This is a genomic window from Mesorhizobium sp. M4A.F.Ca.ET.022.05.2.1, from assembly GCF_003998845.1.
In the GTDB taxonomy this organism is placed as follows: domain Bacteria; phylum Pseudomonadota; class Alphaproteobacteria; order Rhizobiales; family Rhizobiaceae; genus Mesorhizobium.
Map to the genome: position 1 here is coordinate 1 of NZ_RZOJ01000180.1, position 11,168 is coordinate 11,168.

Consider the following 11,168-nt stretch of genomic DNA (forward strand, 5'->3'; position numbering starts at 1 on the left):
GTCCCCATGTCCAGCGTCTTCGTCGCCGGCAGCAGTTTGCGCCCGCCAATATGGTCGTAGAGGAAAAGGCCGAGCCGGATCAGCCAGGCCGGCCGCAGGCCCTTGGCGTAAGGCAACACGAAACGCATCGGCCAGATTATGTGCGGCGCGTTCTTCCACAGAACCTCGCGCTCCATCAGCGCTTCGCGTACCAGGCGGAATTCGTAAAACTCAAGATAGCGCAAGCCGCCATGGATCAGCTTGGTCGAGCCGGACGAGGTGCCGCTGGCCAGATCGCTCATCTCGGCGAGAAAAACCGAGAAGCCGCGACCAACCGCGTCGCGGGCGATGCCGCAGCCGTTGATGCCGCCGCCAATGACAAAAATGTCATGGATCGGTGATGCGTCCAAGAAATCCTCCAGCGATTTCGCATTGCAGCATTTTTGGTCTTTTGCGAAACCGTTACGGAATTAATTCGAAATACGAACGAATGTCAAACGAAATATCACAGCGCCGTGAAAGCCACGTTAGCCGGCCCTAGCCGAGCGATGTTTCGATCAGCTGAACCTCTGCCTCCTCGCAGATCTTGCGCACCGAGGGGATGTCGCAACGATCGGTGATGAAGGTGTTGACCTGCGACAGATGGCCGATGCGAACCGGCGCGGTGCGTTCGAACTTGGTCTGGTCGGAAACCAGGATGACGTGCCTGGCGTTGGCGATAATGGCTTGCGCCACTTTCACCTCGCGAAAATCGAAATCGAGCAGCGCGCCATCATGGTCGATGGCCGAGGCGCCGATGACGGCGTAGTCGACCTTGAACTGGCGGATGAAGTCGACGGCGGCCTCGCCGACGACGCCGCCGTCGGAGCCACGCACGACGCCGCCGGCAATCACCACCTCGATCGAAGGATAGACACGCATCCTATTGGCAACATTGATATTATTGGTGATGACCATGAGGCCGTTGTGGTCCAGCAAGGCCTTGCTGACGGACTCGGTCGTGGTGCCGATGTTGATGAAGAGCGAGGCGTTGTCGGGGATCAGCCTGGCGGCGGCGCGGCCGATCGCCTCCTTCTCCTCGGCGGCGATCTTGCGGCGCGCCTCATACTCCATGTTCTCGATGCCGGAGGGGAACAGGGCGCCGCCATGGATGCGTGTGAGCAGGCGCTGGTCGCAGAGATCGTTGAGGTCCTTGCGGATGGTCTGCGGCGTCACGTTGAAATGCGTGGCCAGATCGTCCACCAGCACACGGCCATGATCCTGGGCCATCTGGACGATTTCAGCATGGCGCGGGGACAGAAACATCTAGTGCCTCCCGTTTTCGTTTTTCTTGTGTATATCCGAAAACGAAAGCAATGAAAAGGCAGATGCCGACTAATGAAAATCATATGATCGCAAAACCGGCGCAGCTCGATAGGGGACTTGCCTCAAGTAAGGCAGCGTGCGATTTCGGTGATGACAGCAAATGCCGCGTCGATATCGTCCGCCGTCGCCTCGAACTGGCCGGCCTGGAAGCGGATCGCGACCCGACCATCCACTTTGGTCTGGGTCAGGTAGATGCGGCCATCGTCGTTGATGGCATTGACCAGTCGAAGGTTGTGTTCATCTGAATCGGCGCCCGCCCCTCCCTTATGCCGAAACGAAAATAGCGACAGCATCGGCTCGGTAACGATGTCGAAATCCGCCTCGCCTGCCAGGCGCCTGGCGAGGCCTTCGCTCCAGGCGACGTGGTTACGGATCATGGCGCGCAGGCCTTCCAACCCATGCGCCCGCAACAGGAACCAGAGTTTGAGCGCCCGGAACCGCCGACCGAGCGGCACCGACCATTCGGAATAGTTGATGATACCGTCATGACCATGGGTCTTGAGATAGTCCGGCTTGATGGCCAGCGTACGCACCAGATCTTCGGGCTGGCGGATGAACTGGATCGAGCAGTCGAACTGCGCGCCCAGCCATTTGTGCGGATTGAAGACGATCGAATCGGCGCCTTCGACGCCGGCCCAGAAATGCCGATACTCCGGGCAGATCATCGCCGATCCGGCCCAGGCGGCGTCGACATGCAGATAGAGGCCGTGCCGTTTGGCGACAGCAGCCGCGGCGGCGATGTCGTCGGTGCCGCCGGTGCTGGTGCCGCCGACGCAAGCGATGATACCCGCCGGCCGCATACCGGCGTTGCGGTCGGAGACGATCGCGGCTTCGAGCGCCGCGGTGTCCATGGCACGGAAACGGCCGGCGACCGGAATGCGGATGAGGTTCTCCTCGCCGATGCCGGCGACCCAGATGGCGCGATCGATCGAGGTGTGAACCTGGTCGGAGGAATAGACGCGAAGCCTCGCCTGCCCTGTCAGCCCTTCCTTGTTCCCCTGCCAGTCGAGCGCCCGCTCGCGCATGGTCAGCACCGCGGCCAGCGTTGCCGACGAAGCCGAATCCTGGATGACGCCGGAAAAGCCATCGGGCAGGCCGAGCGCCTGGCGCATCCAGTCGACGGTACGGGTCTCCAACTCGGTCGCCGCCGGCGAGGTCTGCCACAGCATGCACTGCGCCGCCATCGCCGAAGCCAGATACTCGGCAACCACCGAGACTGGGGCGGCATTGGCCGGGAAATAGGCGAAGAAGCGCGGGTGCTGCCAATGCGTCATGCCGGGCACGATCTTTTCCTCGAAATCGGCAAAGATCCTGTCCATCGGTTCCGCGGTTTCCGGCGGCGAGACCTCGATGGCATGGAAAACCTCGCCAGGGGCAAGCGCTGGGCGCACCGGCCGTTCGCGCAAGGTGTCGCGGTAGTCGACACCCCAGTCGGCGGCACGCCTAGACCAAGTGCGGAATTCGTTATTGTCCATGTTTCCTCCCAGTAGCCGGCCGCCGCGCCGGCAAATGCAACCGCTCGGGTGTTGATTAACATGTTAAATATATGAAATGATTCGGCGAGGTCGCGCCGCCCTACCCCGGAAAATCCGGCAGGCTGGCGAAAGCCGTCTTCAGCGCGTTCGACCAGCCGTCCGAGATGGTGCGGTAATAGTGATCGTCCTGGCCGATGCGCTTCTTGAGGCTGACCTTGAAGGCGTCCTTCTCGTAGAACAGCAGGTCGAGCGGCAGGCCGACCGACAGGTTCGACTTCAGCGTCGAATCGAAGGACACCAAAAGCAGCTTCACCGTCTCGGCCAGGCTCATCGTGCGTTCATAGGCGCGGATGATGATCGGCTTGCCGTATTTGGTCTCGCCGATCTGGAAGAACGGCGTGTCGTCGGTCGATTCGATGAAATTGCCCTCGGGATAGATCATGAACAGCCGCGGCGGGCTGCCCTTGATCTGGCCGCCGAGGATGAAGGAGGCGTTGAAGTAGGAATCGGCCTTGTCGCCTGCGGGCGAGGAATGAGCGATGACCTCCTTGACCGTATCGCCTACCAGCCGCACCGTCTGGTACATGGACGGCGTCTCGAGCAGCGTCGCATGGCGATCCGCCACTGCCTTGGTGCGCTCGTCGAGCAGGCTGACCACGGCCTGCGTGGTCGCCAGATTGCCGGCCGACATCAGCACAATGACGCGCTCGCCGGGCTCCTCCCAGACATGCATCTTCTTGAAGGTCGAGATCGAATCCATGCCGGCGTTGGTGCGCGTGTCCGACATGAACACGAGCCCGCGATCGATCTTCAGGCCGACGCAATAGGTCATGGGTACTCTTTAGCAGCGATTCCGCTGGAATTACTGCTCTACCGTGACAGTCACCGCAAGCTGTTCCTGCGCCTGTCCCAGCCTAATCCCCGATACCGGTGAGGCGTCGCGGTAGTCGCGCCCGGTCGCCACGCGCACATAGCGCTCGTCGGGGGAGATTCCGTTGGCGGCATCGAAAGCAACCCAGCCGAGGCCTTGGACATGCGCCTCGGCCCAGGCGTGGCTCGCCGCCTGCTGGACCGCCGCATCCATCATCAGATAGCCGCTGACATAGCGGGCCGGAAAGCCCATGGCGCGCGCCGCGGCAGCGAAGATATGGCTGTGGTCCTGACAGACGCCGGTTCTAAGCGCCAGTGCCTCTTCGGCCGGCGTCATCACAGTGGTGGCGCCAGGCTTGTAGGCGACACGCTCACCGATCGTGCCCATCAGCCGATGAAGCCGCTCGATATCCGTGCCCTTGCCCGCCGAGGCGGCAAGCTCGCGAATGCCTTCGCCGGCGGCGGTCAGCGGCGTCTCCTGCGCGAACAGCCAGAGCGGCGCAAAACCCTGGTGTTGACCGGATACGCCCGTGGTGTCGCGCGTCACCACCTCGCCCGAAGCTTCAATGGCGATGGCGTGAGGCTCGCCTTCGACGCTCAAAAGCCGGGTGTCGTTGCCGAAATGGTCGGTGAAGCGTACCTCCTCGCGCGCGCCATCGATCTTCAAAGCCCAGGACTGAACGGTCTGTGTGTGGCCGCTGACTGGCAGCAGCCGCAGCCGCTGCAAGAGATACTGCACCGGCGCATCGTAGCGGTAGTCTGTCCGATGGGTGATCTTGAGCCGCATGGCGTCAGTTTCCGGTTGCGAGCCTGATGCTCAATAGAACTTGTAATCCAGCGCGATCTCGTCGCCGAGCCTGGTGTTGTCGCGGATGAAATTGGCCAGGAACTCGTGCAGGCCGGCGTCGAATATGTCCTTGATTGAGCCCGCCCTCAGCATTGCCTGCGTCTTTTCGGCCGTGGCGTGACAGGCATGGCGCTCGCCATAGTCGTCGCCCAGGAATTTCAGGTGTTCGGCGAGGAAGCGGTAGCAGAAGGTCAGTGAACGCGGCATGCGCACGTTGAGGATCAGGTAGTCGGCGATGTTGGTCGGCTTGTAGTCGGCGTCGTAGACCCAGCGGTAGGAGCGATGCGCCGACACCGAGCGCAGGATCGATTCCCACTGATAGTTGTCGAGCGTTGAGCCGACCCAGGAGATCGACGGCAGCAGCACGTAGTATTTGACGTCGAGGATGCGGGCCGTGTTGTCGGCGCGCTCGACATAGGTGCCGAGCTGAGAGAAATCGAAGATCTCGTTGCGCAGCATGGTGCCGTAGAACGAACCGCGGATCAGCGCTGTCTCGCGCTTGATGGCGTCGAGCACGTTCGGCAGGTCGCGCTCGTCGATGGGCCTGGCCAGCATGCGCTTCAGCGACATCCAGGCCTCGTTGATGCTTTCCCAGGTCTCGCGCGTCAGCGCAGTGCGCACCATGCGGGCATTGTTGCGGGCGGTCTCGATCGAGGACATGGTGCTCGACGGGTTCGAGGTGTCGCGCAGCAGGAAGTCGGAAACGTTGGCAGCGGTATAGTCCTGGTACTTCTGGCTGAAGGCGATGTCGGAGCCCGCGCTCAGCAGCACCGAGTTCCACTCCTCGGACGCATTCTGCGTACGGGTGAGCGCCATGCGCAGGCCGGCATCGACAAGGCGGGCCATGTTTTCGGCCCGCTCAATGTAGCGGTTCATCCAGTAGAGCCCGTTGGCGGTACGGCCCAAAAGCATATCAATTTGCCCCGATGTCGAGCGAATAGCGAATAGCGAGTAGCGAGTAGGGAAGAATGCGTCTCATGATTGCTGCGTCCCCCTGCCCAGCTCAATCATCCAGCACCCACGTATCCTTGGTACCGCCGCCCTGCGAGGAATTGACCACCAGAGAGCCCTCTTTGAGGGCCACGCGCGTCAAGCCGCCGGGCACGATCTGGATGCGGTCGGAGACCAGCACATAGGGCCTGAGGTCGACATGGCGGGGCGACAAGCCCTTCTCGGTCAGGATCGGGCAGGTCGACAGCGCCAGCGTCGGCTGGGCAATGTAGTTCGATGGCTTTGCCGCGAGCTTCTTGGCAAAGTCCTGGCACTCCTTCTTGGTCGCCGCAGGCCCGACCAGCATGCCGTAGCCGCCGGAGCCGTGCACTTCCTTGATGACCAGCTCGCTGATGTGCTCTAGCACATATTTCAGGCTGTCCCCCTCGGAGCAGCGCCAGGTCGGGATGTTGCCGAGGATCGCCTTGCGGCCGGTGTAGAACTCGACGATCTCGGGCATGTAGGAATAGATTGCCTTGTCGTCGGCGATGCCGGTTCCCGGCGCATTGGCGATGGTGATGTTGCCGGCGCGGTAGACGTCCATGATGCCGGGCACGCCAAGTGCCGAGTCCGGGCGGAAGGTGAGAGGATCGAGGAAAGAATCGTCCACGCGCCGGTAGAGCACGTCGATCTGCTTGTAACCTTCCGTCGTGCGCATCGCGACATGGCCGTCGACGACGCGCAGGTCCTGGCCCTCGACCAGCTGCACGCCCATCTGGTCGGCGAGGAAGGCATGCTCGAAATAGGCGGAGTTGTAGCTGCCCGGCGTCAGCACGGCGATGGTCGGCGCATCCTTGGTGCCCTTTGGCCGCACCGCGGCCAGCGACTGGCGTAAGAGCTGCGGATAGTTTTCGACCGGCCGCACTTTGATCTGCTGGAACAGCTCGGGGAAGAGCTGCATCATCGTCTCGCGGTTCTCCAGCATGTAGGAGACGCCGGAGGGCGTGCGGGCATTGTCCTCCAGAACGTAGAACTCGTTTTCCGAGATGCGCACGATGTCGACGCCGATGATGTGGGTATAGACGCCGGCCGGCGGCCTGACCCCGATCATTTCCGGCAGGAAGGCCTCGTTCTTGGCGACCAGTTCCCTGGGCACGCGGCCGGCGCGCAGGATTTCCTGACGGTGGTAGATGTCGTCGAGGAACGCGTTCAGCGCCTGGACGCGCTGCTCGATGCCTTGCGTCAGGCGGCGCCATTCATTGCCGGAGATGATGCGCGGGACGATGTCGAAGGGGATCAGCCGTTCTGAGGCTTCCTGCTCGCCATAGACGGCAAAGGTGATGCCGGTCTTGCGGAAGACGCGCTCGGCGTCCTGCATTTTCTGGGTAAGCCTGGCCGGGTCTTGCTCCTTCAGCCAGCGATCATAAGCCGAATATGGTCTTCTCAGTCCGGAAACTTCCGGAAGCATTTCATCAAACGCTGCCAATCGCGTACTCCCCTGTGACACCATTTCACTGGCGTCGTCGGAGAAAATCAAGCGCAATCGGTGATTTGATGGATGCCGGCGGTCGTTATGTCAGGACTGCTTAAGATTGAGGCAGGGCCGACGGGGCTGGGTCAGGCTTTGCCTCGCGCCCGGGCAAACGACAAAGGGCGACTCAGAAGGCGCGGAAAGTGACGATGGTGAAGGTGTCCTTGATGCCGGGCAGAATCTGCACCTTCTCGTTGATGAAGTGGCCGACGTCCTGCTCATCCTCGACATAGAATTTGGCGAGCAGGTCGTAATTGCCGGCGGTCGAGTAGATTTCCGAGGCGATCTCGGCATCGGCAAGCGCGCCGGCAACCTCATAGGCCTTGCCCAGATCGCACTTAATCTGCACGAAAAATGCCTTCATTGCCGGTCCTGCCTAGCCTCTGCGCGAATAAGCGGCCCTTTTGGCAGAGTGGCGCCCAGCTTTCAAGCACCAGCCGAAAGGCGCCGAGCAACGAGCACCAAGCATGGCGGCATCGCCGAATCGCGGCGCCTGCGATTTGCTGAAACCACCAAGCGGCGCCATGCGTATGTTAGGATGCATCTTCGGACTGCGATTTCCCCTGGGGACAATGGAGGCAGGCATGCGCCGCTCGTTATTCGCATTCGCAATCATTCCATTCCTTTTCCTGTCCTCGGCGCTTGCAGGCGACGCCGAGGTCAAGGCGGCGCAGACGGTCATCGACAGCCAGTTGAAAGCCTTCATCGCAAATGACGGCGTCAGGGCCTACAGTTTCGCCGCGCCGAATGTGAAACGCGTCTTCCCGACGGTCGACATGTTCATGAACATGGTGACCAACGGCTACGCGCCGGTGCGCAAGCCGCAGAGCTATGCCTTCGGCAAGGTCGAGCAGACCGGTCCGACCTCGATTATCCAGCAGGTGATGATCGTCGGGCCTGATGGCAAGGATTACGAGGCGGTGTATACGCTGGAGCAGCAGCCCGACGGTAGCTTCCAGATCACCGGCTGCAGCCTGCGGGCCTCGACGTCGCTCAGCACCTGAGCCGGTCAGAGCACCGGAATATCACCCCGCGCCCAGCCTTCGGAGATCTCTGCGGCACGTGCTTCGAAGGCCTGCGCTTCGATCGCGGCGCGGATGTCCTGCATCAATTTCTGATAGTAGGAAAGATTGTTCCAGGTGAGCAGCATCGCGCCAAGCGACTCCTGCGAACGCACCAGATGATGCAGGTAGGCGCGCGAATAGTCGCGTGCGGCCGGGCAGTCGCTCTCCTCGTCCAGCGGCCGCGGATCGTCGGCATGGCGGGCATTGCGCAGGTTGACCTTGCCGCGGCGCGTATAGGCGAGGCCATGGCGGCCGGCGCGGGTCGGCATCACGCAATCGAACATGTCGATGCCGCGCGCCACCGATTTCAAGATGTCGTCCGGCGTGCCGACGCCCATCAGGTAGCGCGGCCGGTCGGCAGGCAGTTCCGGACAGGTGATGTCGAGCATGTCCAGCATCACCGCCTGCGGCTCGCCGACGGCCAGCCCGCCGACGGCGTAGCCTTTCAGGTCCATGGCCTTCAGCGCCTGCGCGGAGCGCACGCGCATGGCCGCGCTGTCGCCGCCCTGGACGATGCCGAACATCGCCTTGCCCGGCTGGTCGCCGAAGGCCGCCTTGCAGCGCTCGGCCCATCGCAGCGACAATTCCATCGCGCGCTCGATCTCCTTCGGCTTGGCCGGAAGTGCCGTGCATTCGTCGAGCTGCATCTGGATGTCTGAATCGAGCAGGCCCTGGATTTCGATCGACCGCTCCGGCGACATTTCGTAGGGCGCGCCGTCTATATGCGAGCGGAAGGTGACGCCCTTTTCCGAGAGTTTTCTCAGCTTCGACAGCGACATCACCTGGAAGCCGCCGCTGTCGGTGAGGATCGGTTGCGGCCAGCGGGCGAATTCATGCAGGCCGCCGAGCTTCGCCACGCGCTCGGCGCCCGGCCGCAGCATCAGATGATAGGTGTTGCCGAGGATGATGTCGGCGCCGACGCCGCGCACCTGGTCCATGTACATGGCCTTCACGGTGCCACCGGTGCCGACCGGCATGAAGGCCGGCGTCCGGATCTCGCCGCGCGGCATCGAAATCACGCCGCGCCGCGCCCTGCCGTCGGTGGCAAGCAGCTTGAAGGTGAAAGCCTCAGCCATGGAAGTCCTTGTCGTGCACAGGCGCGCCGGGTGCCTGCTCGTCGAGCGACTGCCGGTAGCGGATGCAGCCGCGCATGAATTTTTCCCAGGGCGGCACCGCGATGGCAGGTTCGGTCTTTTCCGGCAGCAGGGCCCAGAGGTCGGGGTGATGCCAGCAGAGATCGTGGCCGGTGGAGTCGCGATGGGTGCGAATGCCGGCGCGCAGTTTCTTCACCTCCGCGACCAGAGCGTCGCGGTCCATGTGTTCCAGATCATCGTCCATCGCTCGTCTCCGCTCGGTAAAGCAAGCTGGCGTCTCCGTAGGAGTAGAACCTGTAGCCGCTGTCGATGGCATGCGCATAGGCCGCGCGCATCGTCTCCAGCCCGCTGAAGGCCGAGACCAGCATGAACAGCGTCGAGCGCGGCAGATGGAAATTGGTCATCAGGAGATCGGCCGTCCGGAAACGGTAGCCGGGCGTGATGAAGATATCGGTCGGACCCGACCAGGCGGCGAGCCTGCCGTCCGGCGTGGCCGCACTTTCCAGCAGGCGCAGCGACGTCGTGCCGACGGCAATGATCCGCGCTCCGCGCGCCTTGGCCTCGTTGAGTGCTTGAGCGGTCTCGGCGCTGACCGAGCCGGTTTCGGCATGCATCTTGTGGTCAGCGGTGTCGTCCGCCTTGACCGGCAGGAAGGTGCCTGCGCCGACATGCAGGGTGACGAAGCGGCGCTCGATGCCTTTCGCGTCCAATGCGGAGAACAGCTCTGGCGTGAAATGCAGCCCGGCGGTGGGCGCGGCGACGGCGCCCTCCTCCCTGGCATAGATGGTCTGGTAGTCCCTGCGGTCGCGCTCGTCGTCATCGCGCTTGGAGGCGATGTATGGCGGCAGCGGGATGTGGCCGACCGCATGCAGCGCCTCGTCGAGAAACGGACCGGACAGATCGAAGCCAAGCAGCACCTCGCCCGCCTCGCCCTTCTCGATCACCGTGGCGTCGAGCCGGCCGAGAAAGCAGGAATTGGCGTCATGGCCGAAATGGATGCGATCGCCCGCGGCGATGCGCTTGCCTGGCCGCATGAAGGCCTGCCAGCGGTCGGGCGCCACCCGCATGTGCAGCGTTGCCTCGACCTGCGCCTGTGCCTCGCCGCGCTTGCGGATGCCCTTGAGCTGCGCTGGAATGACCTTGGTGTCGTTGAAGACGAGGACGTCGCCTTCCTTGAGCAGCGACGGCAGGTCGCTCACCGCGCGGTCGGCCAGCCCCGCGCCGCCCGGTCTGACGACCAGCATCCTGGCGCTGTCGCGCGGCTCGGCCGGACGCAATGCAATGCGGTCTTCCGGCAGGTCGAAATCGAAGAGGTCGACGCGCATCAATAGAGCCGGATGAGCAGCGCTCCGGCGAGCAGCAACACGGCGCCGGCAATGCGGCCGGGCGAGATCTCGCGCACCGCCACGCCCAGGAAGCCGGCGCGGTCGATGAGCATGCCGGCCAGCAGTTGGCCTGCGACCAGGAACGCCATCAGCGCGGCGGCGCCGATACGTGGCGTCAAAATCGTCGAGAGCGTGACGTAGAAGCCGCCGAGCATGCCGCCGGCGATGAACAGCCATGGCGGGGGCGCTTTCCAGTCTAGCGAAATGCCCTGCAGCTTCACCACCACGAGAGCGATGATGCCGAGCACGACCGCGCCCGACAGGAACGAGAACGCAGCCGCGGCGACCGGGAGGCCCAGGCCGCGCGCCAGCTGCGAATTGATGGGCGCCTGAACGGCGATAAAGGCGCCGGACAGGATGCCAAGCAGGGACCAGACGGCGCCCATCATCGTGGTTTCACACCTTACTTGACGTCGGCCGCGACCTTGAGCGACACGATCTTGTCGGGATCCTGCACCGGCTCGCCGCGCTTGATCTTGTCGACATTTTCCATGCCTTCGATCACCTGGCCCCAGACCGTGTACTGGCGGTTGAGGAAGGCGGCATCGTCGAAGCAGATGAAGAACTGCGAGTTGGCCGAATTCGGGTTCTGGGCGCGCGCCATCGAGCAGGTGCCGCGACCGTGGTT

14 protein-coding genes are annotated in these 11,168 nt (G+C 63.0%); 1 reads left to right on the forward strand and 13 read right to left on the reverse strand.

All coding sequences use genetic code 11. From position 1 onward, the window contains the following. From EN745_RS19495 to EN745_RS19530, 8 genes are all read right to left on the reverse strand, one after another. The coding region (locus EN745_RS19495; protein WP_127422038.1) for an FAD-dependent oxidoreductase at positions 1–389 on the reverse strand (389 nt) is incomplete at its 3' end. Between the two features lie 127 nt (positions 390–516). Then, complete coding sequence (locus tag EN745_RS19500) at positions 517–1,284, reverse strand: DeoR/GlpR family DNA-binding transcription regulator (RefSeq protein ID WP_126054727.1); 768 nt, start codon at positions 1,282–1,284, stop codon at positions 517–519. 122 nt (positions 1,285–1,406) lie between these two features. Next, positions 1,407–2,819 carry an aspartate aminotransferase family protein gene (locus tag EN745_RS19505; protein WP_127422039.1) on the reverse strand — a complete coding sequence of 471 codons (1,413 nt, stop codon included), beginning with the start codon at positions 2,817–2,819 and terminating at the stop codon, positions 1,407–1,409. Positions 2,820–2,919: 100 nt separating this feature from the next. Continuing rightward, positions 2,920–3,651, reverse strand: a complete 732-nt coding sequence (locus tag EN745_RS19510) for a peptidase (protein WP_126054729.1) — start codon at positions 3,649–3,651, stop codon at positions 2,920–2,922. Positions 3,652–3,681: 30 nt separating this feature from the next. After that, positions 3,682–4,476 carry a transglutaminase family protein gene (locus EN745_RS19515; protein ID WP_126054730.1) on the reverse strand — a complete coding sequence of 265 codons (795 nt, stop codon included), beginning with the start codon at positions 4,474–4,476 and terminating at the stop codon, positions 3,682–3,684. A 30-nt stretch (positions 4,477–4,506) separates the two neighbouring features. After that, positions 4,507–5,448 carry an alpha-E domain-containing protein gene (locus EN745_RS19520; RefSeq protein ID WP_126054731.1) on the reverse strand — a complete coding sequence of 314 codons (942 nt, stop codon included), beginning with the start codon at positions 5,446–5,448 and terminating at the stop codon, positions 4,507–4,509. Between the two features lie 91 nt (positions 5,449–5,539). Continuing rightward, entirely contained in the window at positions 5,540–6,952 is a 1,413-nt protein-coding gene (locus EN745_RS19525; protein WP_189363092.1) for a circularly permuted type 2 ATP-grasp protein, read from the reverse strand. Between the two features lie 172 nt (positions 6,953–7,124). Beyond that, positions 7,125–7,361, reverse strand: a complete 237-nt coding sequence (locus EN745_RS19530) for an Lrp/AsnC family transcriptional regulator (protein WP_126054733.1) — start codon at positions 7,359–7,361, stop codon at positions 7,125–7,127. 220 nt (positions 7,362–7,581) lie between these two features. On the opposite strand from EN745_RS19530, the gene EN745_RS19535 reads away from it, so the two are divergent. Further along, positions 7,582–8,001: a DUF4864 domain-containing protein gene (locus EN745_RS19535; RefSeq protein WP_126059080.1), complete on the forward strand. Its 420-nt coding sequence runs from the start codon at positions 7,582–7,584 to the stop codon at positions 7,999–8,001. A 5-nt stretch (positions 8,002–8,006) separates the two neighbouring features. On the opposite strand, the gene tgt is transcribed toward EN745_RS19535, so the two are convergent. The 5 genes from tgt to EN745_RS19560 form a co-directional block, all read right to left on the reverse strand. Beyond that, positions 8,007–9,137 carry a tRNA guanosine(34) transglycosylase Tgt gene (tgt, locus tag EN745_RS19540; protein WP_127422040.1) on the reverse strand — a complete coding sequence of 377 codons (1,131 nt, stop codon included), beginning with the start codon at positions 9,135–9,137 and terminating at the stop codon, positions 8,007–8,009. Next, positions 9,130–9,399 (reverse strand): hypothetical protein, encoded by a 270-nt coding sequence (locus tag EN745_RS19545; RefSeq protein ID WP_126054735.1) that lies wholly within the window; start codon positions 9,397–9,399, stop codon positions 9,130–9,132. Before EN745_RS19545 ends, tgt begins: the two co-directional genes overlap by 8 nt. Further along, a complete protein-coding gene (queA, locus tag EN745_RS19550) occupies positions 9,389–10,480 on the reverse strand; it encodes a tRNA preQ1(34) S-adenosylmethionine ribosyltransferase-isomerase QueA (protein WP_127422041.1) in 1,092 nt (363 codons plus the stop codon). The genes EN745_RS19545 and queA overlap by 11 nt, the downstream gene beginning before the upstream one ends. After that, positions 10,480–10,929, reverse strand: coding sequence for a DMT family transporter (locus EN745_RS19555; protein ID WP_127422042.1), 450 nt, complete (start codon positions 10,927–10,929; stop codon positions 10,480–10,482). The genes queA and EN745_RS19555 overlap by 1 nt, the downstream gene beginning before the upstream one ends. Before the next feature lie 14 nt (positions 10,930–10,943). Continuing rightward, positions 10,944–11,168: peptidylprolyl isomerase (locus tag EN745_RS19560; RefSeq protein ID WP_145992071.1), on the reverse strand; the 225-nt coding region annotated here is incomplete at its 5' end.

Excerpts from the sequence above, each read along its gene's own strand:
- EN745_RS19520 (WP_126054731.1), bottom strand. The coding sequence starts at position 5,448 with ATGCTTTTGGGCCGTACCGCCAACGGGCTCTACTGGATGAACCGCTAC.
- EN745_RS19535 (WP_126059080.1), top strand. The coding sequence starts at position 7,582 with ATGCGCCGCTCGTTATTCGCATTCGCAATCATTCCATTCCTTTTCCTG.
- EN745_RS19545 (WP_126054735.1), bottom strand. The coding sequence starts at position 9,399 with ATGGACGATGATCTGGAACACATGGACCGCGACGCTCTGGTCGCGGAG.
- tgt (WP_127422040.1), bottom strand. The coding sequence starts at position 9,137 with ATGGCTGAGGCTTTCACCTTCAAGCTGCTTGCCACCGACGGCAGGGCG.
- EN745_RS19555 (WP_127422042.1), bottom strand. The coding sequence starts at position 10,929 with ATGATGGGCGCCGTCTGGTCCCTGCTTGGCATCCTGTCCGGCGCCTTT.
- EN745_RS19510 (WP_126054729.1), bottom strand. The coding sequence starts at position 3,651 with ATGACCTATTGCGTCGGCCTGAAGATCGATCGCGGGCTCGTGTTCATG.
- EN745_RS19530 (WP_126054733.1), bottom strand. The coding sequence starts at position 7,361 with ATGAAGGCATTTTTCGTGCAGATTAAGTGCGATCTGGGCAAGGCCTAT.
- EN745_RS19515 (WP_126054730.1), bottom strand. The coding sequence starts at position 4,476 with ATGCGGCTCAAGATCACCCATCGGACAGACTACCGCTACGATGCGCCG.
- queA (WP_127422041.1), bottom strand. The coding sequence starts at position 10,480 with ATGCGCGTCGACCTCTTCGATTTCGACCTGCCGGAAGACCGCATTGCA.
- EN745_RS19505 (WP_127422039.1), bottom strand. The coding sequence starts at position 2,819 with ATGGACAATAACGAATTCCGCACTTGGTCTAGGCGTGCCGCCGACTGG.
- EN745_RS19500 (WP_126054727.1), bottom strand. The coding sequence starts at position 1,284 with ATGTTTCTGTCCCCGCGCCATGCTGAAATCGTCCAGATGGCCCAGGAT.